Raw genomic sequence first — 23301 nt, 5'->3', positions numbered from 1 at the left:
ATAAGTAATAGAAATGGGGGATAGGGATGGAGTTTTTAAATGGGAAAACAGCTGTTGTAACAGGAGCTGCACAGGGAATTGGAAAAGAGATTGCAAGGGTTTATGCAAAACTCGGGGCGAAAGTATTAATTAGCGATGTGAATGAAGAAAAGCTACAAAAAACGACACGTGAGTTATCAGATGAAGGATATGAAGTGAGCTTATATCGATGTGATGTGAGTAATCAAAATGAAGCGAAGTCGTTAATTGAATATGCGGTTCAAAAATTCGGAACATTACATATTTTGGTGAATAACGCTGGAATTACAAGAGATGCAATGTTACATAAAATGGAGAAGTCTTCTTGGGAACAAGTATTGCAAGTGAACTTAACGGGTGTTTTTTATTGTATGCAACCAGCGCTTCTTTATATGAGACAACAAGGGTATGGACGCATTATTAATATATCTTCAATTAGTAGAGAAGGAAACATAGGTCAAGCAAATTATGCGGCTACAAAGGCAGGCGTTGTAGGTTTAACGAAAACAGCAGCGAAAGAAGTTGGAAGTTTCGGTATTACGTGTAATGCGATTTGCCCAGGATTTATGGATACAGATATGACAAAAACGATACCAGATAAAGTGAAAGAGAAGATGGTTAGCGCGATTCCAGTTGGTAGAATTGGAACGCCAGAAGATATTGCGAACACAGCTGCCTTTCTAGCATCAGAATACGCATCCTATATTACAGGAGAAGTATTGAATGTGAGCGGAGGACTACAAGTTTAAAGGAATACATAATGAAAAGAACCTGACCGGATAGGTCAGGTTCTTTTTTTGTTAATTTAAGTTAAGCCAAACGCTCTTCACTTCTGTATAGTTATTTAATGCGTAAGATCCCATTTCACGGCCGAGGCCAGATTGTTTAAATCCTCCAAATGGAGATGCTGCATCAAAAACGTTGTAACAGTTAACCCATACTGTACCTGCACGTACTTTACTTGCAACATAGTGTGCTGTTTTAACATTTTCTGTCCACACACCAGCCGCTAAGCCGAATTGTGATTTATTTGCTCGTTCAATTACTTCATCAATATCGTTAAAAGGTATTGCAGAAATAACTGGACCGAAAATTTCTTCTTTTGCGATCGTCATTTCGTCATTTACGTCAGCGAATACTGTAGGAGAAACGAAGTAGCCTTGATCGAATGGATTACTTCCTCCGCAAAGTACTTCAGCACCTTCTTCAATTCCTTTTTCAATATAGCCCATTACACGTTTTTGTTGTTCTTCAGAAACGAGAGGACCGATTGTAGTTTCTGGACTTAAGCCAGCACCTTGATTTAATTTTTTAGAGTAAAGGACAAGATCAGCCATGACATTATCATACATTTTCTTTGGAACAAATAAGCGTGATCCAGCAGAGCATACTTGTCCTTGGTTAAACATAACACCAGAAAGTGCACCAGGGATTGCGCGAGATAAGTCGGCGTCTGGTAAAATAATGTTTGGTGATTTACCACCAAGCTCTAAAGTAACGCGTTTTAATGATTCAGATGCTTGTCGCATAATTTGTTTACCGACAGGAGTAGAACCGGTAAATGCAATTTTATCAACGAGTGGATGATTAACAAGAGCTTGTCCAGCTGATTCACCGAATCCAGGAACGATATTAATAACACCTTTCGGGAATCCAGCTTCTTCAATTAATTCAGCTAAGTATAGAGCGGATAGTGGAGTTTGTTCTGCAGGTTTTAAAACGATTGTACATCCTGTAGCAAGCGCTGCCCCCATTTTCCACATTGCCATAAGAAGTGGGAAGTTCCAAGGGATAATTTGACCAACGACACCAACAGCTTCATGGCGTGTATAGTTAAAGTAATCACCAGAAACAGGGATTGTTTGACCAACGATTTTCGTCGCCCAACCAGCATAATAGCGCATATGCTCAATTGCAAGTGGTATGTCTGCTGCCATTGTTTCACGGATTGGCTTTCCGTTATCTAATGTTTCGAGCTGTGCAAGCTCTTCTTTATGTTCTTCCATTAAATCAGCTAATTTGTACATAAGACGGCTTCGCTCAGCAGTGCTCATGCGAGACCAAGGACCTTCGTCAAAAGCCATTCGAGCTGCAACAACAGCTTTATGAATATCTTCGCGACCTGCTTCAGAAACGACGGCAAGTGTTTCGCCGGTTGCTGGGTTAGGTGTTTTAAACGTCTTTCCGGAAGCGCTTTCAATAAAGGATCCATTCACATATAACTTTTTTGTACCTTGAAGAAACTTTTCTACCTTTTCATGAAGATTTACAGCTAGTTGACTCATTGTATAACCCCCTTGAAAATATAATGTAAACGCAGTACGAGACGGCGTTTATTCCGAAATCAAGGATGTAGGAACTAGATGGAAAGCCTCTAATTTAAATCATAATTAACAAATACTGAAAATTCAAATTTCATTTGTGTTACAATTGTAAAAAATATGTAATGTAAGAGAATCTTCTATATGATTATAAAAAATCCTGCTTGTTTTTGCTTTCTAGTAGGAAAAACTAGAAGAACAATGGTACAATAATACATCGTGAGAGGAGGGAGAAAATGAAGAATTATCATGATGATCCACGCTTTCGAATTGCCCATAGAGAAGCGTTAATTGGTCTTGGACTTGCTATTATTAATTTTATAATATGGTACGGATTTGCTTATGGGCTTGGTAGTAAAAATCCAAGTGAATATACATATGTATTCGGTTTTCCAGCATGGTTTTTTTATAGCTGTATCGTTGGATTTATCGTTATGGTTATTTTACTTAGTTTAGTTGTTCGTTTTGTATTTCAAGATATTTCACTCGATGAGGAAGAAAAAAGTGAGGAATAATAGATGAATTGGTATGTAATCATTCCAATGGTAATTTCGTTTATCGTTGTATTTTTAATTGGTGTATATGCTTCAAGACGCGTACAAGCGACTGCTAATAATAAATTTTTACAAGAATATTTTCTTGGTGGGCGTGAACTTGGCGGTTTATTATTAGCAATGACAATGATTGCTACGTACGGTAGTGCTAGTAGCTTTATTGGTGGTCCAGGTATTGCGTATAATATGGGGCTCGGATGGGTATTATTATCTGCGATTCAAGTTGTAACAGGGTATATCGTTTTAACGGTTATTGGTAAAAAGTTTGCAATTATCGCTAGGAAGATGGAAGCAATTACTCTTATTGATTATTTAAAGGGCAGATACAATAATAAAGCAGTTGTTATACTTTCTGCATTATGTATTATTATCTTTTTATTTTCAGCAACAGTAGCTCAATGGGTCGGCGGTGGCCGATTAATTGAATCACTAACGGGTCTATCTTATACAACAGCACTATTTTTATTTACTTTTTCTGTACTTGTGTACGTATTAATTGGTGGATTTCGTGCAGTTGCTTTATCAGATACGTTATTAGGAATCATTATGTTAGTTGGAACGACAATCATTTTAATTGCTACTGTCATTGCTGGTGGTGGAATTGAAAAGATTATGCAGGAACTTGTTCAAATCAATCCGAATTTAATTACACCGTTCGGAGCGGATGGTAGTTTAACGAAATCATATGTTACATCATTTTGGATTTTAATTGGAATTGGCGTTGTTGGTTTACCACAAATTAGTGTGCGTGCCATGTCTTATAAAAATTCAAAAGCTATGCATCAAGCGTTAATAATTGGAACGGTTGTTGTAGGTACAATTATGATTGGTATGCATTTAACGGGTGTGTTTGCAAGAGTCGTACTCCCAGGTATAACGGTACCAGATAAAGTAATGCCGCTACTTGCGATGGAAGTGTTGCCACCTTGGTTAGCCGGAGTTTTCTTAGCTGCGCCAATGGCAGCAATTATGTCTACAGTAAACTCGTTATTGTTACTTGTAAGTTCATCAATTATTAAAGACATATACGTAAATTACATAAATAAAGATGCAGCAGATAGTACGATCAGAAAAGGAAGTTTGTGGATTACTGGTATCGTAGGACTGCTCGTTTATGCAGCAGCAATTAAACCACCAGATTTTTTAATATGGTTAAATTTATTTTCTTTCGGTGGATTAGAAGCAGCATTCATTTGGCCAATCGTATTAGGGTTATATTGGAGAAAAGGAAATGCAACAGGAGCGCTTGCCTCTATTTTGGTTGGGGTAGGTTCATATATGTGTATTCACCTTTTCTATCCAAATCCGTTCGGTATACATACAGTTGTCTTCCCAATTTGTTTAGCGTTTATCGCTTATATCATTGGAAGTATGAGTGCTGTGAAGAAAAACAGTATAGGTTAGAGGAAGAACGTAGTCCTTATAGGACTGCGTTTTTTCGTATAAATTTGTTCTTTTTTATTCTGTATACCTATTGCGATTCATAAATTAATAACAATTGAGGGGATGGAGTTGAGGTCGATGAAAAAAGTATTATTTTTGGGAGACCCGGGAATTGATGACTCTTTAGCAATTATGTATGGATTGTTGCATCCTGATATTGATATTGTAGGTGTAGTAACTGGATATGGAAATGTAACGCAAGAAAAGGCGACAAGTAATGCAGCATATTTATTGCAAATGGCAGGAAGGGAAGATATACCTGTTATTAATGGTGCGAAAATCCCTTTATCTGGAGATGTTACAACGTATTACCCAGAAATTCATGGGGCAGATGGATTAGGACCGATTAAACCTCCAAAAGCTTTTTCACCGAATATAAAGCCTTTTTGTGAGTTTTTTGATATTCTTGAAAAATATAAAGGAGAATTAATAATAGTCGATGCTGGTAGGTCAACAACGCTAGCTACAGCATTTATTTTAGAAAAACCGATGATGAAGTATGTGAAAGAATATTATATAATGGGCGGGGCTTTCTTAATGCCAGGAAATGTAACACCAGTCGCAGAGGCGAATTTTCAAGGTGATCCCATTGCATCACAATTAGTGATGCAAAATGCTAAGAATGTGACATTAGTGCCACTTAACGTTACATCTGAAGCTATTATTACGCCGGAAATGGTAAAATATATTACGAAACACTCTAAAACGAGTTTTAATAAATTAATTGAACCTATTTTTACGTATTATTATAAAGCTTATAGAAAGCTAAATCCGAAAATAAAAGGAAGTCCAGTACATGACGTTGTCACAATGATGGTTGCGGCGAATCCGTCTATTTTGGATTATGTGTACCGCCGTGTCGATGTAGATACAGTAGGGATTGCAAAAGGAGAAAGTATTGCTGATTTTCGTCCTCAACCTGATGCAAAAGCCCTCAAGAATTGGGTGCGAATTGGTTGGTCATTACATTATAAAAAATTTCTCGAAGACTTCGTGAAAATTATGACGTAGACATAATAGGAGAATACAAGTTAAAATAATGGAGATGATTACTAAAATAATCATCTCCATTATTTTGTTTGTAAGAGATAGATAGAGAAGAGTTATACAATAGGAGAGGAATTTTACTTGAAAAAAACTATAGTATGCGCAGTGATTGTGGGTATTTTCGTTTTGCTAATATCGGGTAATTTTTTAGTGAAAAAAGTGTGGAGTTCAAATAATGATGATGCACAGTATATCGCATCCTTTATTGAAGAACATAAAGATGAAAAAAATAGTGCGCTTCTCGTGAAGAGAAATGATAAAGTTGTTTATTCTGTAAATCCAAATGTTGTATTGCCAGTTGCTAGTACGATGAAGTTAATTGTGGCGCTTGAATATACGAAACAAGTTACAGAAGGGAAAATTGATCCGTCTAGTTTCGTTTCCATTAATGATATAAATCGTTATTATGTGCCGAATACAGATGGCGGCGCACAAGATAGATGGCAAAGGTATTTGCAAAAGACAGACAAGATAACAGAAGGGGCAGTTTCTTTAGAAGAAGTGGCAAAAGGAATGGTTAAGTTTAGTTCGAATGCGAACGCTGAATATTTGATGGAAGTGTTAGGATTAGATAATATTAATCGTAATTTACAAAGTTTATCGCTTCCAGCACATCAGCCGCTATTTCCGATTGTTTCATCTTTATACATCCCTGGATATTTGCATAAAGAACTACATGTTCCGAAATATAAAATAGAGAAAAAGTTAAAAGAAATGTCTCAAGAGCAATATCGTGAATATGCAAAGATTATTCATGAACGCTTAAAAAAGAAGGGACCATTATTACAGAAGGAAATTCCTCTTTATTTAGAGGAACGGTACGATAAAATTTGGTCAGATCGATTACCAGCAGCTTCTGCGAACGATTATATGGTACTGCTTCAAAAAGCAAATCATAAAGGCGGCCTAACAGAAGCCGAAGAAAAAGTGTGGGCGAATATCGTTGAAACAGATATGAGCGCTAAGAAATATCGTAAAACATTTAGACATGCAGGGCAAAAAAATGGTTATACACCATGGACAGTTACAAAAGCAGTTTATGCGATGGATAAACGCGGGAACTGTACAGAAATAGTGTTCTTAGCAAATAATTTAAATGAGGACGACAGTGCAGAAATACGGAAACATTTAGCAAACTTACATTTCCAAGTGTTGCAAAGTGATAAGTATGATGCGACTTTTATTAAATAAACTCGGTGCAGAGAGCACCGAGTTTTTTATATACAAGCACTTTTTTCTTATCTCTGGGTATGATGGGTAGTAATACTTAGGTGAGAGGGGAAAAGGTGATGAAACAAAGTAAAGAAGAGTTTATAAAGAGTGAAGGCGCTGATTTCCCTGGGAAAACATATGTGGATTGTGTATTACAACATGTATTTCATTTTCAGCGAAATTACTTATTAAAAGATATGTTTCAAGTGCATAAAGCGCATATTACAATGCTGACTGAAGAAAATTTAATGAAAAAGGAAGAAGCTAAAGTTATATTACACGCCCTAAAAAAAATAGAGGGAATTCCGAAAGCTCAATTGCTATATACAAAGCAGCATGAGGATCTCTTTTTTTTAATCGAATATTTAATTTCTCAAGAAGCGAAATGCGATTTTGTAAGTAATATGCATATTGGTAGAAGTAGAAATGATATGGGTGTAACGATGTATCGTATGAGTTTAAGGCGGTATGTACTACGATTAATGGAGCATCATTTGTTATTGCAAGAAAGTATGTTGCAACTTGCCGATGATCATAAGGAAACGATTATGCCAGCTTATACACATACACAACCAGCACAGCCAACTACATTTGGTCATTATACGTTAGCGATTTATGATACGATGCAAAGAGATTTAGAACGAATGAAACGAACGTACAAACTTTTAAATCAATCTCCGATGGGAGCTGCGGCTCTTTCTACAACAAGTTTCCCAATTAAACGAGAGCGAGTGGCTTATTTACTTGGATTTACAAATGTAATTGAGAATTCATATGATGCTGTTGCTGGAGCGGATTATTTATTAGAGGTTAGCTCGTTACTTATGGTAATGATGACGAATACGAGTAGATGGATTCATGACTTCTTACTATTAGCGACGAAAGAATACGATGGTATTACTGTTGCAAAGCCATATGTACAAATTAGTAGTATTATGCCGCAAAAGCGAAATCCAGTTTCCATTGAACATGCCCGTGCGATTACGAGTAGTGCTTTAGGGGAGGCATTTACAGTATTTCAAATGATTCATAATACACCATTTGGTGATATTGTCGATACAGAAGATGATTTGCAACCGTATTTATATAAAGGAATTGAAAAGACTATTCGTGTTTTTTGTATTATGAATGCAGTCATTCGAACTATGACAGTAGAAGAAGAAACGTTGAAAAGTCGTTCCTATAAACATGCAATTACGATAACTGATTTCGCAGATGTTTTAACGAAAAACTATGGCATTCCATTTCGGCATGCGCATCATGCAGCGAGTGTTATTGCAAATATGTCATTGGATCAACAAAAGGAGCTACATGAATTACATGTAAAAGATGTAAATATATACTTACAAGAAAATTATAAAATACAGCTATTAGAAAACGAGTGGGAAGAAATTGTATCACCAGAAGCTTTTATACAAAAAAGAAATGTATACGGTGGACCGAGTAAAAAAGAAATGGAGCGTATGATTAACAATCGAAAAGAGTCATTTCAGAAAGAAAAAAAGGTATTTGAAAAAGAAAAACAGAGAATTTTACAAGCGGAAAATGATTTGAATACGTTAGTTTCGAATATTATTGAATCGTAAAAGAGGAATTTAGTGAATTAATCGCCAATACTTAATGAAACTATAAATAGAGAGAAGAGATTGTCGATGATTCAATTACATGTATATGAAGAGATTCTTACTTTTAAAGAAGAGGTTACACCATTTTTAGAAAAGAATGAGCAGGAAAATAATCTCATATTAGGTGTATTACAAATGATCCAACAACCGATATTTATGGGGATAGCAAAACGAGAGGAAGAAATTGCAGTTGTATTTCTTCAAACAGAAGAAAAGAAACAAATTATTATTGCTACATCTGAAATGTCAGAAGAGGACATCGTGGAACTTGGCAAAAAATTAACGAAAGTATATCCAAATGTTCCTGGATTGATCGGTAATAAGAAAATTGTACAGAAATTAGCGGAAGAGATTGCAGTGTTAGAAAATAAGAAAACTACTGTTGCAATGGAGCAAGGTATATATGAATTAAAACATGTAAAGAAAAAGTGGAAAGGAGATGGAGTCTTTCGAGAAGTAAGTAGTGATGAGCTAACGTTAATAGAACAGTGGATATATCAATTTTGCGAAGATGTGAAGCTTCCTACTACGAAAGAAGAAGCGAGACAAACCGCTCATACATTAATTACTAATCGTCGTATATTTGGTCTAGAAGTAGACGGAAAACTTGTTTCTGTAGCTGCAAAAACGAGACCAACTACAAACAATATAACTGTTAATTTTGTATATACACCGAAAGAAGCGCGGAAAAAGGGGTACGCATCTAGTTGTGTTGCCGCACTAAGTCAACGTATGTTAGATGAAGGATATAAGACGACTACGTTATATACTGATCTAGCGAATCCTACGTCTAATAAAATTTATCAAGAAATTGGTTATGAACAAATTGAGGAGTCTGTACTTATATTTTTAGAGAAATAAAATGAAAAGGCACGCTATTAGAGCGTGCCTTTTTGTTATTCATCAATTCGAATGACTTCACCTTGCGGGAAATTCTCAGTTTCTAGTAAATTACGAATTGCTTTCGCAACGTATTCAGGTGACAATAATTTTCCTTCTTCTTTTAGTGCGATGAAGCGGTCTAAATTGATGAAATCTTCTTTATTTGTTTCGCGAATTTGTGCTTGCATACTTGTGTCAACAACACCAGGTGCAAAAGAGACGATTTTTACTGGATATTCTTTTTCTGCTTCTTCGGTTGCTACACACTGTGTAAACATATTTACACCAGCTTTCGTCGTGCAATAAGCGCCCCATCCGAAATAAGGATTTTTCCCTGCGCCAGATGAAATGTTTATAACACGTTTATCTACTTTCCAGTCTTTCGTATGTTTCATGAAAGTGGAGGTAAGAATCATCGGTGCAAGTAAATTAATTTGAACATTCGTAATGAGCAGTTCGCTCTCAGCTTTTTCTATTGGTTTCATCGGTGCGAGTGTACCAGCATTATTAATTAAATGAATAGATGATACAGTGTCTTCTTGAATGGATGAAATGATTTCGTTAAAGTTCGTTTCTAAATTATGTACATCTTGAAGATCTAAGGAGTGGAAAACACAATTGCTGTTATATTGCTGTGCAAGTTTCGTAAGCTCTTTATTTTCTCTTCTAGAAATAGAGATGATACTCGTGTTTTCTTCTAACAATTGCGCGGCGATTGCCTCACCTAAACCTTGTGAAGTTCCTGTTACGATAACATAGCGCATAGTGTAGTAAGCTCCTCTCGTATGTGCGGAATTTTGTTGGACAAAGTACATTGCATAGTTTGTCTACATTTTATAGTATAGAGCACTTTTTACTATAATTGAAATGAGATGATTGTGTGCCTTTTATAAATCGTTTTACGACAACAGTACCTGGTGCCGTCACGTTCACTGGGAATACGCTGGGACTTAGCCCTACCTCACCTGCACCAGGTAATATTTTTGGTACACTTGCTGTGTTTACGACAGTAAATACAGCGTTGCAAGTACCAGGATTCCCAGCAGGGACAACAGATGAGTGGCAATTGAATTCTTCAAGTGCAATTTTAAATCTTCCAGCGGGAAGCAGTGTGTTATATGCAGAATTAGTTTGGGCTGGTACTTTCCGGACTGATACGGAAGATGTTTTACCATTTGTAAATGATAACATTACATTTACAACGCCAGCAGGGACGTTTTCTGTTACGCCAGATCCTGCTACCGCGCAACAAGGTTCAGTAGGAAACCAATTTTACTATGCTCGCTCTGCCAATGTAACGAATCTTGTTAGTGCAGGTGGGGCAGGCAGATATACAACGGGTGCTGTGCCAGCTGCAAGAACTTCATCAGATCCAACTATTAGTCGTTCGGCTGGTTGGACACTTGAGGTTGTTTATCAAAATGCAAGTTTGCCACTTCGGAATTTGTCAGTTTATGCAGGTCAAGAAATTATCGATGCTTCATCACCACCAGTTGATGCTACTATTTCAGGATTTGCTACTCCGGGGACAGGAGCAGTTACAGGACGAGTGCTCGTAACTGCTCAAGAAGGTGATTCTAACATTGTTGGAGACCAACTTCGCTTTGGACCGAATGCAAATGCTACAGTGGCATTATCAGGCCCGAGAAACCCTGCTAATAATTTCTTTCAATCACAAATTTGTAATGACATTGGAGAGCTAGATACAACCGGGACATTTGGGAATTTGAATCAGCCGTTAGGGGCAGCTTTAGCCGTCAGAAGACAAGGGTGGGATATTACGAATGTAAATGCCTCTGCATCATTAGTAAATAATCAAACGTCAGCAACTGTTCGCTTCGTTACAAATGGAGATGGATACGCTGCAGCTGGTTTTGGTGTTCAAATTGATGCAACCGGTCCAATTATTAATCCTGTTAAATCGGTTAATAGAACAGTCGCAGGAGTAGGGGATACTCTCACTTATACGATTACGGTCCCAAATACAGGAACAGGAAGTGCAGAAAACGTTGTATTACGTGATAGTATTCCGAACGGAACGACGTTTGTTGCAGGTAGTGTAACGGTAGGAGGAGTAACACAGCCGAATGCTAACCCTGCGAATGGAATTAATTTAGGTACAATCCCAAATAACACGCAAAGAATTGTTACATTTCAAGTTCGAATAACATCATTCCCGAATCCAAATCCTATTTCAAATCGTGCAATGGTGTCATATCAATTCCGTCCTTTCGTTGGTAGTCCTCCTATTACAAGTACGTCTTCTTCAAATACAGTACAAACGACAGTAAATCAAGCAACTATAAGTATGCAAAAATCTGTAGATTTACAGACAGCGACACTTAATGATGTATTAACATACACGGTTAATGTGACGAATAATGGGAATGTCACTGCAAATAATGTTATTTTTGTCGATAGTATCCCTGGTGGAACAACATTTGTTCCAAATAGTGTTACAGTGAATGGAGTAGCACGTCCAGGAGCAAATCCAGCAAGCAGTATTAATCTAGGAAGTATTAATGCTTCGCAAACGACTGTAGTGCGTTTTCAAGTTCGAGTAACATCTAATCCACTTGTCAATCCAATTCCGAACCGTGCGAGTGCAACCTTTAACTTTACTCCAGTACCTGGCCAACAACCAGTTTCAGGGCAAGCGACAAGTAATACTGTAGTTACTACTATTAATATAGCTGATATAAGAACGAGAAAAACAGTGGATAAAGCTTTTGCGACGGTTAACGATATTCTTACCTACACTATTACAATTGAGAATATCGGAAATATACTTGCGACAAATGTTATTTTTCAAGATCCGATTCCAATTGGAACGACTTTTATCGCAAATAGTGTGACTGTAGATGGGATTTCACAACCTGGAGCAAATCCTTCGACTGGGTTTGCGGTAGCAAATATTTCTCCTGGCGGAAGTAGGACAGTGCGTTTTCAAGTTCGAGTGACATCTACGCCATCAGGAGGCACGATTGCGAATCGTGGAAATGTATCTGCTGATTTCGTCGTTATTCCGAATCAACCACCAGTGACGATTAATAGACAAACGAATACAGTTGTGACACAAGTTAATACAGGTGGTTTAAATGTAATAAAAGAAGTGAATACGACACAAGCGGCAGTAGGGGACACTTTAACATATACGATTGCTGTCCAAAATACAGGAAACGTTCCGTTAACAAATGTGTTTTTCCAAGACACTATTTCTCCCGCTGTCTCATTTGTTGCAAATTCTGTAAAAATTAATGGAGTACCACAAAGTGGATTAAATCCGAATACAGGATTTTCTCTTCCTAATATTCCTGCGGCTCAAACAGTTGTAGTCACATTTGACGTATTAATTGTACAGAATCCAGAAAATGAAGACATATTAAATCAAGCAAATGTAACAGCAAGTTTTCAAGTGAATCCGAGTGAACCACCCGTAACAATCAATGTTCCGAGTAACATTGTGAATACAACTATACAATCAGGGAACTTTGAAGTTGTGAAAGCAGTGAATACGGATGTTGCAACAGTAGGGGATGTTTTAGTATATACAATCGAAATTATAAATGCAGGTAGTGTACCAGCTACAAATGTATTTTTCCAAGATTCAATTCCACAAGGGACATTATTTATTGAAAACAGTGTAGTTGTTAATGGAGTTTTACAAGAAGGAGCAGATCCAGAACTCGGATTCCCATTAAATAATTTGCCTACTGGCGCGAGTGTAATTGTTACGTTTGAAGTACTAATTGATGAAATTCCACAAGGAAATAACGTTGTAAATAATGCGAATGTAACTGGAGATTTTCTTGTAAATCCAACAGAACCACCAATTACTGTAACGGTGCCAAGTAATACTGTTATGACAGTGGTGAATTCTTCAGGGTTAAATGTAAGGAAGAGTGTAAGCGCTACTGAAGCAGGTGTAGGAGATACGTTAACATATACAGTTCGTATACAAAATAGTGGAACGGTAGCAGCGACAAATGTATCATTTCTTGATCCAATTCCAGTTGGAACAACGTTTGTAGCAAATAGTGTAACAATAAATGGAACGCCTCAACCAGGTTTAAACCCAACAATTGGATTTCAGCTTGCTAATATTCCAGTAGGAGGGATGGTAACAGTTGCTTTTCAAGTGACAATCACGAGTGTACCACCAAATAGAGTTCTTCCGAATAATGCAAATGTAACTGCGGATTTCCAAGTAAGCCCTCTCCAGCCGCCAATTACAATTGTAACGATTAGTAATATTATTGTGACGCGAGTGAATGTAGGATCACTTAATGTAATGAAGAGTGTAAATACATCGCAAGCAGGAGTAGGAGATACGTTAACGTATACGATTCTTATTCAAAATACAGGAACTGTTCCTGCAACGAATATTATTTTTCAAGATCCAATTCCGTCTGGTACTGCGTTTGTAGCAAATAGTGTGACGATAAACGGAGTCGTACAGCAAGGCGCGGATCCTATGGCAGGTTTCTCAGTACCAAATATTCCGGTCGGGCAAACGGCTACGATTACGTTTCAAGTTACAGTGACGAGTGTTCCGAGCGGTGGAAATGTTAGAAACCAATCGAACGTTACTGCAAGTTTTCTTATAAATCCAGCAAACCCTCCAATAACGACTGTAACAAATAGTAATTTTGTAGTGACGCAAGTAAACACAGCGCAGCTAAGTATACAAAAATCTTCATCTGTACAACAAGCAGCACTTGGAGAAACTTACACGTATTCTGTTATCATTCGAAATAACGGCACAGTAACAGCAACGAATGTTTCTTTCCTTGATCCAATTGCTGCAGAAACAACATTTGTCGCAAATAGTGTAACGATAAATGGAGCGCCACAACCTGGATTTGACCCAAATGTTGGTTTCACACTTCCGAATATTGCAGCTGGAACATCATTGACAGTAACGTTCCAAGTTATGGTAGTTGCACCGTCTACACGTGGAGCAGTATTAAATACAGCATCTGCTACAGCCACTTTTTTATTAAATCCTTTACAACCACCTGTAACGACATCGAACTCAAGTAATACAACGGTAGTTACAATACCGTTACCTCCTCCTGGTGAAGTAACAGCAACAAAAACAGTTGACGTTGCTGCTGGAGCTGTTGGGGATGTATTAACGTATACTGTGCTAATTTCAAACGTAGGAATTATACCTGTTACAGATGTGTTCTTCCAAGATGTCATTCCAGAAGGAACAACATTTGAAGAAGATAGTGTAACGATAGGTGGGGTACAGCAACTCGGTTTAAATCCAGAAATCGGATTTACAGTTACTCCATTATTAATCGATGGTGGAAGTATTGAGGTAACGTTCCGAGTGATGATTACAGAAATTCCAGATAATGAAGTCATATTAAATGATGCAGACGTTACATTTACTTCACAGCCAAATCCGCAGGAACCACCGATTACGGAAACGATATTAACGAATTTAGTCGTTACGACGATTAATATAGCGTTTATTTTCCCGTTAAAACTAGTAGATAAAGAAGTAGCGACTGTAGGAGAAATTTTAACGTATAATGTACTGATCTTTAATTTTGGGACAGTGGCAGCGACTGATGTTGAATTTATCGATACTACTTCTGCAGGTGTAGCATTTGTACCGGGAAGTGTTAGCATCGACGGGGTACCTGCACCAGGATTAGATCCTTTCATTGGTTTTACAGTTCCAAATATCCCTGTAGATAACTTTGTACGTGTCACATATCAAGAGGTGGTAACGAGCATACCGGAAGGTGGAACAGTTGTTAACTTTGTAGACGTTACAGCTACATTTGCTGTAAGTGAAACAGAGCCGCCTATTACAGAAACAACGACAAGTAATACGACATTAACAGAAATCAATGAGCCTGGTTTGAATGTTTTAAAATCAGTAAGTCAGCCGGTTGTTGCGTTAGGTGATACAATCACATATACAACAGTAGTTCAAAATACAGGAACAGTGACAGCAATGAATGTTCAATATAGTGATGTATTACCTTCCTCTATAGCATTCGTGCCGAACAGTGTAACGATAGATGGTGTGTTACAACCTGGATTCAATCCGAATAATGGATTCCCGCTTCCAGATATAAATCCAGGGGGGAGTGTAGAAGTCACATTCCAAGTAACTGTTGTTAGTGTTCCGTCAAACGGAACAATTGCCAATACGGCAAATGTAATAGGAAGCTTTGTATTAGTACCAGGAGAACCACCCGTTATAGTAAACCAACCGAGCAATACAACACTTACAACTGTAAATAGAGGACAATTTAATGTAATTAAACAAGTAAATAGGGTTGCTACTCTCGTTGGAGATGTATTAACGTATACGGTTCAAATAACGAATACAGGAACAGTAACAGCAAATGATGTTCAGTTTATTGATACCATTTCAGCAGGAGCGTCATTTATACCGAATAGTGTAACGATAAATGGAGCCCTGCAACCAAACTTAAATCCGATTACTGGATTTGGAGTTGGAGATATACTCGTTGGTGAAACAGTTATCGTGACATTTCAAGCGACAGTTATAAACATTCCGACATCAGGAACAATTACGAACGTTGCAAATATAACAGGAAGCTTTGTATTAGTACCAGGAGAGCCACCGGTTGTAGTAACAGAGCCGAGTAATACGACGATAACAAGGATAAATAGAGGAAGGTTCAGCGTTATAAAATCTGTAAATAAAGAAGCGACACGTTTAGGTGATACGTTAACGTATAGTGTGCAAGTTACAAATACGGGAACGGTAATAGCGACGAATGTTCAGTTTATCGATGTTCCGTCACCTAGTTTAGAATTCGTTCCTGGAAGTGTACAAATAAATGGAATTCCGCAAGTAGGTTTAGATCCATTTGTAGGCTTTTCATTACCGGATCTTGCAGTAGGGGATAGTATATTAATTACATTTGAAGTAAATGTAATCGCAATTCCGCCTTCTAATAGCATTATGAATACAGCGAGAGTAACTGGTGATTTCGAATTGATTCCGGGAGAACCTCCGTTTACAATTACGAATTCAAGTAATACGACAGTCACACCAGTAAATAGAGGCAGTTTAGATATGCTGAAAGAAGTAGACAATTCAATTGTTGGAGTAGGAGAAACGGTAACGTATACTGTTCGTATATTAAATACTGGTACTGCTGATGCAATGAATGTTCAATTTATCGATGTGCTATCTCAGGAAGCCGATTTCGTCCCAAATAGTGTAACGATAAATGGAGTTCCGCAGCTAGGGTTAAATCCGCAGGTTGGATTTACGATACCAGATATTCCAGTTGGTGAGACCGCACTTGTAACATATGAAGCTACGATTACAAGTTTTCCAGATGGTGGTACAGTAGTGAACGTTGCAGGGGCGTTAGCAGAATATATTTTAGTGCCAGGAGAGCCGCCAGTTACAGTGATGGATACGAGCAATACAGTTATAGTGACGGTAAATACTGCAATCTTATTTGTTGCAAAAGGGGCGGATTTTGAAGTAGCGATGGTAGGAGATGTTGTCACTTACGGAATTGCTGTTATAAATGATAGTACAGTTCCTGTGACGAATATTGTTTTGACAGATATCATTGATCCAAATACGTTATTTATAAATGGCACAGTAACGGTAAATGATGTACCTTTTCCATTTGCCAATCCGAATACTGGCATTCCGTTAGGTGATTTTCAGCCAAATGATGCGGCAATTATTAATTTCAAAGTTGTCATAACAGGAGGACAAATAAATAACTTAGTGACAAATACTGCTACAGCGAATGGGTTTGCAACTGTGAATCCAAATGAACCGCCTGTAGTAGTTGAAGGCGATAGTAATTCAGTTGTTATCCCGTTTATTCCTCAAAATGTTTCAACGACAGTCGTAAAAACGGCAGATCATCAAACAGCAACGATAGGTGATGTTATTACGTTTACGACAGTTATTACAAATACGGGTGATACAGTGATGCAAAATATTCGTTTTCAAGATATGTTAGATAGTAGTGTACGATTTGTCCTTGGAAGTGTAACGATTGATAATACGCTAGTGTCAAATGTAAATCCGGTATCAGGATTTCTTATAGGAAGTTTAAATCCAGGTGAAGCACGAACAGTCTCGTTCCAAGTAGTAGTTCAGAGCGCGCCAAGTGGTTCAGGAAATTATATAAATCAAGCGAGTATTCGCTTCGAACATCAAGTAGGTACGGTGTTACCACCTGTTACGCAAATAATAGAAAGTAATATTGTGGTCATACCATTCGTCCCAACGATCGAACAAATTTGTGAAACGAACTTTAATTGCTTAGATAAAATTCCATTTCCATGTTCTCTGTGTAATCATTTGCACGGATATAAAAAATAAAAACAAAAAGAGCATCTTGAAAGAATAGGATGCTCTTTTTGTTTTAATCATATAGATTCATTTTCGGACGAGGTAAAAAACTCATTAATTTTGTTGGAGAGTAGAAATGGAATGGCTCCTTTTATAACAGAAATATCCCAGTCCCACCATGCGAGATTCTCTAGTTTGTCAATTGTTTCTTGCGAGAAACGATATCGAACAAATTTTGCAGGATTACCAGCTACAATTGCATATGGCGGTACGTCTTTTGTAACAACACTCTTTGCACCAATGATGGCCCCATTACCAATTGTAACACCAGATAAAATGCAGGATTGATAACCGATCCATACATCATTGCCGACTACAATATCCCCTTTTGAAGAAGGGTGACCAGTAATATGTGCTCCTTCATTGAAGAGAGCGTTAAATGGATAAGTCGTTATCCAGTCCGCGCGATGTTCACCACCAAGTATGAAAACGACTTCTTCTCCTAATGAACAAAACTTACCTATTTTTAATTTGGTTTCATCGTTCCAAGAAAAAATGGTTGGCCCTACTTTACTATAAGTATAATCACCAATATCATATTTATTATATTCAGGTTTTTGATTTAAATATAACATAACGAATTTAGCATCCTCTCTAAAGCAAGTAATGGATATGGAACATTATATGCAACTTGGAATGAGTCGAACTGTGTTGGATGAATTGGTAATGCACAAAAATAGGAGTAGGCGCAACGAATAAAAAAGGAGTGGAATGAATGATATACGAAATGGGATTATATAATAAACCTTTTCAGTCAATTCAATCAGGAAAAAAAGTATATGAAGTACGTTTATACGATGCAAAACGTCAACTTATAAAACAAGACGATCATATTGTATTTACGAACCTTACGACAGAGGAAACGATGATTGTAAAAGTAATGGAAATAAAACGATATGAAAGCTTTAAAGCAATGTACGAACAAATTGATAAAAAATTATTGGACTGTGAAGATGATAGTTTAGAGGAAATGCTAGAAAGTACATACAAAATATATACGAAAGAACAAGAAAAAAAGTGGGGAACAGTTGCGATTGGTATTGAGGTAATAAAATGATAAGAAATCGAGGCGCGGCTATCATTGTGCAGGAAGGGGAAACATATTATGTTTTTCCGGGGGGAGGGATTGAAGAAGGAGAAACACCTGAAGAAGCAACGAAGCGAGAGATTTATGAAGAATTAGGGGTACATATAGAATTGGAGCATTTAATTGCAACGGTGGAGTATAAGGGTACGGAGTATCCGCATTATAGGTGGAGTTTTTGGAAGTGGTAAAGCTGAAGAATTCGAACTGAAAGATAGAGGGAGTTATATTCCTTTATGGTTGCCGATACACAAGTTGGAAAAAGTGAATATAAAACCGTATGAAGTGGTCGGAAGTATATTCAATCATTATAAAAAGTGAGGTCTGACAACATACAAAAAAAACCATTGACATAGCCTTCTGATTTAAGTATTGTATTCGAGTATGTTTATAATCAGGAGGTTTATATGAGCAATCAAACAACTACACATCATGTGAAAATGACAACAGCGGATCCATCTGGAATTGGTCTATTTGGATTAGCGATGGTAACACTTGTAGCATCATCTCAAAAGTTAGGCTTAACAGATGGCGTTTCACTTGTATTACCATGGGCAATATTTTTAGGAGGATTTGCACAAATCTTTGCGTGCATTCACGATGCAAAGCATAACAATACGTTCGGTACAACAGCATTCGGTGCATACGGCCTATTTTGGTTAGGTGTTGGAATGACTTGGTTAATTCAACTAGGAGTATTTGGCGAAAAATTAGCACAAGCTGCAGATTCAAAACAGCTTGGGGTAGCCTTTATAGGATATTTGATTTTCACAATATTTATGACAATTGGTGCAATGGAAACACATAAAGTATTATTTATGATTTTCGTCCTTATTGATTTCTTATTTATCGGTCTTTCATTAAGTACTTTAGGTGTTATGCCGCATGCAATGCATAATTTAGCAGCATATTCTGAACTTCTTATTTCATTATTATCTTTCTATGGTTCAGCAGCAGCAGTGTTAAATACACATTTCGGAAAAGTTGTTTTACCAGTTGGAAAACCGTTTGGTATTTTTAAAAAGTAATAAAAAAGCACAGATGAATGTATAGTCATCTGTGCTTTTTTTTTGTGGTAAACAGAAATAATGAAAAATATAATTGAAATTGATTCTCATTATTAATATAATGAGAATGAGAATCATTCATTGTAAGAGGGGGATGCCGAAGTGGCGAAAATTTTAATAGCTTATGCAAGTATGTCAGGAAATACAGAGAGTATTGCTGATTTAATTAAAGTTAGTTTAGATGCTTTTGATCATGAAGTAGTATTGCAAGAGATGGAAGGCATGGATGCGGAAGAATTGTTAGCTTATGATGGAATCATTTTAGGATCTTATACGTGGGGCGATGGTGAACTACCATTTGAAGCGGAAGATTTCCATGATGACTTAGATAATATAGATTTATCAGGGAAAAAAGTAGCGGTATTTGGATCAGGAGATACGGCATATGAACTGTTTTGTGAAGCGGTAACGATATTTGAAGAGAAACTTGTAGAACGCGGTGCAGAGCTTGTACAAGAAGGATTGAAAATTGAATTAGCTCCAGAAGATGAAGAGGATGTTGAAAAATGCAGTAATTTTGCAATTGCATTTGCTGAGAAGTTCTAAGAATGGGAGTGTCAACGTGGAGACAATGTTAAGTGCGACCGCTATTACAAAGTTAAGAGATGGAAAGCTTATGTTAGCTACTACATATAATGGCTTATTTATTGAACAAGACGGAGAATGGAAACAAATTTTAAATGGTTTTCAAAAACGAATTAGGGATTTACATAGCGAAGATCATGTAGTGTATGGTGTAGGTGACGAAGGAATTTTTATTCGTAGTATGAATGGTGGAGAGAACTGGACGGTTCAGCGTTTTCCAACAAAAGCAACAAGTTGGAATGTGTGTAGTAATGTAGAAGGAACTGTCATTGCTCATGGAGATAAAACGTTGTATCATTCTAATAATTTTGGTTCGACATGGGAAACCATTCATCCATTTCTTGAGTATGGTGGCGGAGCACCATCTATTCGATCGTTATTTTTATATAAACATTACGTATTTATCGGTACGAAAATACATGCTAAATATGGTGGTGTTTGGATCTTTAATTTGGAGACACGTAAATTAAAGAGAATTAAAATTGTGATGAATCAGATGATTTCAGCGTTGACTTTACACAACTCTTATTTAGTAGCAGCCAGTGGATCGTGCAAGGGGATTAGCGGGAATATTTCTTTTTGTAAAATAGATGAAAGTATTGAGAGTGAAAAAACATATTGGCACACATGTCAAAGTGAGCAGAAAGCAAGTAGCTATTTAGATTTAAGTGTAGATCAACACGTACTGTATACAACATCAACGCAAAATAAGGCGGGGATTAGTACTGTTTGTCGTGTACTTCTAGAAGAAGGAATTGTTACAGTATGTGACTCAGTTAAAGGGCATGGCTGGCGCATCGTGAACGAAAAAGAAGGCTATGTTGTAGCTGGATCAGGTGAATCAAAAGCGATGCAGTGGAAGAAAAAAGTTGTGTAGCAAAAAAAACTTTGCTTTTATTATAGTGATATGATATATTATATCTAAACCATTTTACTTTTAATAATATAGAGATTTAAATGAGCTGTAACTTCCGAGGAGGATAGCAATGTTAAATCTCCTCAGAGTTGCAGTTTTTTTAATGTCTGACTTATTTTTGTAAAGTGGTTGAAAATGAATATGTACATATAGGTACATTGTAGGAGGATTTTTTACATGCAAAACGGTAAAGTAAAATGGTTTAACTCAGAAAAAGGTTTCGGATTCATCGAAGTTGAAGGCGGAGAAGACGTATTCGTACATTTCTCAGCTATCCAAGGCGAAGGCTTCAAAACTTTAGAAGAAGGTCAAGAAGTTACTTTCGAAGTAGAACAAGGTAACCGTGGACCTCAAGCTACTAACGTTAACAAGAAGTAATTACGGAAAAAAGAAGGGCTTGCCCTTCTTTTTTTTTTGCATTTTTGTTGAATAGCCTCCTATGTACATAGCATAATGAGATTGAATTTTCGTTTTTAGACGAAGTATTACATGCATAAAGTGTATGAATAAATAAATACTGAAAATAAAGTATGTATGTGAAAAGGAATGTAGAAAGAGGTAAATAAATTGGAAAACGCTACACATTTTATTGTGTTTGATATAGAGAGAAATTTCAGGCCGTATAAATCAGAAGATCCGTCAGAGATAGTTGATATTGGGGCTGTAAAAATAGAAGCAAGTACAATGAAGGTAATTGGAGAGTTTTCGGAGTTAGTAAAGCCGAGTGCACGACTCACTCGTCATACGACAAAATTAACGGGAATTACAAAGAAAGATTTAATTGGTGTGGAGAAATTTCCGCAAATTATAGAGAAATTTATTCAGTTTATCGGAGAAGACTCTCTATTTGTTTCATGGGGAAGAGAAGATTATCGTTTTCTATCTCATGATTGTACGTTACACGGTGTAGAATGCCCATGTATGGAAAAAGAGAGAAAATTTGATTTACAGAAATTTGTTTTCCAAGCGTATGAAGAACTATTTGAGCATACACCCAGTTTGCAATTTGCAGTAGAACAGCTCGGTTTAACATGGGAAGGGAAGCAGCACCGAGCTTTAGCAGATGCTGAGAATACAGCCAAGATACTTCTTAAAGTATATAGCGAGAGAGATATTCATAAACGGTACAAAAGACACGGTGAGCTTGAACTTGTAGAGAACGGAAAAATAACAGAAAAAGCGAAAAAAAAGATGCGAAAATGGGTATTTAAAGAAATGAGAAAAAATACAGAGCGTCCTTTCGTTTGGAGTACATTTGAAAGTAGTGACACGTGGGAAAGTATAACGGAAAGATATTATATTAGTGAAGCTACAGTAGAACTTCTGAAAAAGCATTTTCCTACGGCGGTGAGAAAAGCAGAAAGACAGATTAGGTATTTGGCTGAGATGGAGGAGAATGTAGAGGTTAAATGACATTCTCCTCTATGTCTAACTACATAAAATTAACGTGATTGTATGGATGGATGAATAAAGTATTCATATTAAATAGGAATTGATTGTTGTGATTAGGCCATTAAAATTGCTTTGAAAATTATGGTATGGTAAGAATTTTAAAATACATTCATAAAATTAGCGCCCATAGAAATGAAAGAGGGTAGAGTTAAATGGAAGCAATCTTTAACATTGTAACAGTTTTAGTTTTTGGGATAATATTTACACGCTATTAGCGGTAATTACACTGCCTTTCATAGCAAAGAAGAAGAATTGGAAAAAGCTTAATATATCTTTAAATCGTGGTGTATTAAAGATTAAAATCGAAGAATAAGATAAGACTTTTATACAAGGGAGGTGTGGTAGTGATAGACTTGGATATTAAAGACGTCAACGTACAGATGGAATTAAACGGAGTCTTTTGGAGTGAGGATGGACTTGCTGAAATGACGGTGACTACAAAAGCGGAACATTCTCTTCTTATTCGTCTAGTAGTTGACTTAGAGAGTAAAACTATTAGAGCGACGAGTGCCGAAATAGTGAATGGATTCTGCCCTTTGTGTAAACAGAAAAAGGACGAATGTAGTGAACTCAATGACGCGCAAAATAAAATGGATATTTTAGAGGAAGCCTACGATTGGGTGAGAGAGCATCCAGAATATCGTTTTCTATTATCTTTTTACGAGTATAATAAATTTGAGGTAGTGAAGTGAAATTTTCACTTGAACAACAT

Annotated in this window: 18 protein-coding genes and 1 pseudogene; 16 read left to right on the top strand and 3 right to left on the bottom strand. The window is 36.9% G+C overall.

The features are described from left to right. Window positions 1-26: 26 nt before the first annotated feature. Window positions 27-767, top strand: a complete 741-nt coding sequence (gene fabG / locus FS742_RS18090; protein ID WP_144614164.1) for a 3-oxoacyl-ACP reductase FabG — start codon at window positions 27-29, stop codon at window positions 765-767. Window positions 768-818: 51 nt separating this feature from the next. Here the strand turns inward: fabG and dhaS are convergent, their stop codons facing one another. Beyond that, window positions 819-2303 carry an aldehyde dehydrogenase DhaS gene (gene dhaS, locus FS742_RS18085; RefSeq protein ID WP_000080277.1) on the bottom strand — a complete coding sequence of 495 codons (1485 nt, stop codon included), beginning with the start codon at window positions 2301-2303 and terminating at the stop codon, window positions 819-821. A 272-nt stretch (window positions 2304-2575) separates the two neighbouring features. Here dhaS and FS742_RS18080 point away from each other — a divergent pair, with 272 nt between their 5' ends. The 6 genes from FS742_RS18080 (at window position 2576) to FS742_RS18055 (ending at window position 9081) form a co-directional block, all read left to right on the top strand. Next, window positions 2576-2854, top strand: a complete 279-nt coding sequence (locus FS742_RS18080; RefSeq protein WP_000800722.1) for a YhdT family protein — start codon at window positions 2576-2578, stop codon at window positions 2852-2854. Window positions 2855-2857: 3 nt separating this feature from the next. Beyond that, on the top strand, window positions 2858-4297 hold the full coding sequence (gene panF / locus FS742_RS18075; protein ID WP_144614162.1) for a sodium/pantothenate symporter: 1440 nt from the start codon (window positions 2858-2860) through the stop codon (window positions 4295-4297). A gap of 102 nt (window positions 4298-4399) precedes the next feature. Then, complete coding sequence (locus FS742_RS18070; protein ID WP_395940396.1) at window positions 4400-5347, top strand: nucleoside hydrolase; 948 nt, start codon at window positions 4400-4402, stop codon at window positions 5345-5347. 117 nt (window positions 5348-5464) lie between these two features. Further along, window positions 5465-6574, top strand: a complete 1110-nt coding sequence (locus FS742_RS18065; protein WP_144614158.1) for a serine hydrolase — start codon at window positions 5465-5467, stop codon at window positions 6572-6574. An 80-nt stretch (window positions 6575-6654) separates the two neighbouring features. Next, the gene (gene argH / locus FS742_RS18060) at window positions 6655-8181 is read left to right on the top strand and encodes an argininosuccinate lyase (RefSeq protein ID WP_144614155.1); all 1527 of its coding nucleotides are present in this window, start codon (window positions 6655-6657) and stop codon (window positions 8179-8181) included. 66 nt (window positions 8182-8247) lie between these two features. After that, window positions 8248-9081, top strand: a complete 834-nt coding sequence (locus FS742_RS18055; RefSeq protein ID WP_144614153.1) for a GNAT family N-acetyltransferase — start codon at window positions 8248-8250, stop codon at window positions 9079-9081. 35 nt (window positions 9082-9116) lie between these two features. Here FS742_RS18055 and FS742_RS18050 read toward each other — a convergent pair whose 3' ends face one another. After that, window positions 9117-9866: a (S)-benzoin forming benzil reductase gene (locus FS742_RS18050; protein ID WP_144614151.1), complete on the bottom strand. Its 750-nt coding sequence runs from the start codon at window positions 9864-9866 to the stop codon at window positions 9117-9119. A 116-nt stretch (window positions 9867-9982) separates the two neighbouring features. Here FS742_RS18050 and FS742_RS18045 point away from each other — a divergent pair, with 116 nt between their 5' ends. Further along, window positions 9983-17455, top strand: coding sequence for a DUF7507 domain-containing protein (locus FS742_RS18045; RefSeq protein ID WP_144614149.1), 7473 nt, complete (start codon window positions 9983-9985; stop codon window positions 17453-17455). Window positions 17456-17502: 47 nt separating this feature from the next. Here the strand turns inward: FS742_RS18045 and FS742_RS18040 are convergent, their stop codons facing one another. Continuing rightward, window positions 17503-18060 carry a CatB-related O-acetyltransferase gene (locus tag FS742_RS18040; RefSeq protein WP_144614147.1) on the bottom strand — a complete coding sequence of 186 codons (558 nt, stop codon included), beginning with the start codon at window positions 18058-18060 and terminating at the stop codon, window positions 17503-17505. Window positions 18061-18200: 140 nt separating this feature from the next. Between FS742_RS18040 and FS742_RS18035 the strand changes: the two genes are divergently transcribed. The 8 genes and pseudogenes from FS742_RS18035 (at window position 18201) to FS742_RS18000 (ending at window position 23281) form a co-directional block, all read left to right on the top strand. Next, complete coding sequence (locus FS742_RS18035; RefSeq protein WP_144614145.1) at window positions 18201-18542, top strand: ASCH domain-containing protein; 342 nt, start codon at window positions 18201-18203, stop codon at window positions 18540-18542. Then, window positions 18539-18890 (top strand): annotated as a pseudogene (locus FS742_RS18030) (NUDIX hydrolase). Before FS742_RS18035 ends, FS742_RS18030 begins: the two are co-directional and overlap by 4 nt. An 86-nt stretch (window positions 18891-18976) precedes the next feature. Next, window positions 18977-19597 carry an acetate uptake transporter gene (locus tag FS742_RS18025; protein ID WP_000070938.1) on the top strand — a complete coding sequence of 207 codons (621 nt, stop codon included), beginning with the start codon at window positions 18977-18979 and terminating at the stop codon, window positions 19595-19597. Between the two features lie 141 nt (window positions 19598-19738). Further along, on the top strand, window positions 19739-20182 hold the full coding sequence (locus tag FS742_RS18020) for a flavodoxin (RefSeq protein ID WP_144614143.1): 444 nt from the start codon (window positions 19739-19741) through the stop codon (window positions 20180-20182). 16 nt (window positions 20183-20198) lie between these two features. Then, window positions 20199-21098: a WD40/YVTN/BNR-like repeat-containing protein gene (locus tag FS742_RS18015; protein WP_144614141.1), complete on the top strand. Its 900-nt coding sequence runs from the start codon at window positions 20199-20201 to the stop codon at window positions 21096-21098. Window positions 21099-21314: 216 nt separating this feature from the next. Beyond that, window positions 21315-21515, top strand: a complete 201-nt coding sequence (gene cspB / locus FS742_RS18010; RefSeq protein WP_001179150.1) for a cold shock-like protein CspB — start codon at window positions 21315-21317, stop codon at window positions 21513-21515. A 189-nt stretch (window positions 21516-21704) separates the two neighbouring features. Next, window positions 21705-22550 carry an exonuclease gene (locus FS742_RS18005; RefSeq protein ID WP_144614139.1) on the top strand — a complete coding sequence of 282 codons (846 nt, stop codon included), beginning with the start codon at window positions 21705-21707 and terminating at the stop codon, window positions 22548-22550. A gap of 383 nt (window positions 22551-22933) precedes the next feature. Then, window positions 22934-23281 (top strand): hypothetical protein, encoded by a 348-nt coding sequence (locus FS742_RS18000; protein ID WP_144614137.1) that lies wholly within the window; start codon window positions 22934-22936, stop codon window positions 23279-23281. The last annotated feature ends 20 nt before the right edge of the window (window positions 23282-23301 follow it).

Source organism: Bacillus cereus (assembly GCF_007678085.1).
In the GTDB taxonomy this organism is placed as follows: domain Bacteria; phylum Bacillota; class Bacilli; order Bacillales; family Bacillaceae_G; genus Bacillus_A; species Bacillus_A cereus_BE.
Note: the sequence above shows the minus strand (reverse complement) of the source record. Positions and strands in the feature narration are given on the sequence as shown.

Bases quoted from the DNA above. Each gene is read 5' to 3' on its own strand.
- fabG (WP_144614164.1), top strand. From the start codon at position 27: ATGGAGTTTTTAAATGGGAAAACAGCTGTTGTAACAGGAGCTGCACAG.
- dhaS (WP_000080277.1), bottom strand. From the start codon at position 2,303: ATGAGTCAACTAGCTGTAAATCTTCATGAAAAGGTAGAAAAGTTTCTT.
- FS742_RS18080 (WP_000800722.1), top strand. From the start codon at position 2,576: ATGAAGAATTATCATGATGATCCACGCTTTCGAATTGCCCATAGAGAA.
- panF (WP_144614162.1), top strand. From the start codon at position 2,858: ATGAATTGGTATGTAATCATTCCAATGGTAATTTCGTTTATCGTTGTA.
- FS742_RS18070 (WP_395940396.1), top strand. From the start codon at position 4,400: ATGGAGTTGAGGTCGATGAAAAAAGTATTATTTTTGGGAGACCCGGGA.
- FS742_RS18055 (WP_144614153.1), top strand. From the start codon at position 8,248: ATGATTCAATTACATGTATATGAAGAGATTCTTACTTTTAAAGAAGAG.
- FS742_RS18050 (WP_144614151.1), bottom strand. From the start codon at position 9,866: ATGCGCTATGTTATCGTAACAGGAACTTCACAAGGTTTAGGTGAGGCA.
- FS742_RS18040 (WP_144614147.1), bottom strand. From the start codon at position 18,060: ATGTTATATTTAAATCAAAAACCTGAATATAATAAATATGATATTGGT.
- FS742_RS18035 (WP_144614145.1), top strand. From the start codon at position 18,201: ATGATATACGAAATGGGATTATATAATAAACCTTTTCAGTCAATTCAA.
- FS742_RS18025 (WP_000070938.1), top strand. From the start codon at position 18,977: ATGAGCAATCAAACAACTACACATCATGTGAAAATGACAACAGCGGAT.
- cspB (WP_001179150.1), top strand. From the start codon at position 21,315: ATGCAAAACGGTAAAGTAAAATGGTTTAACTCAGAAAAAGGTTTCGGA.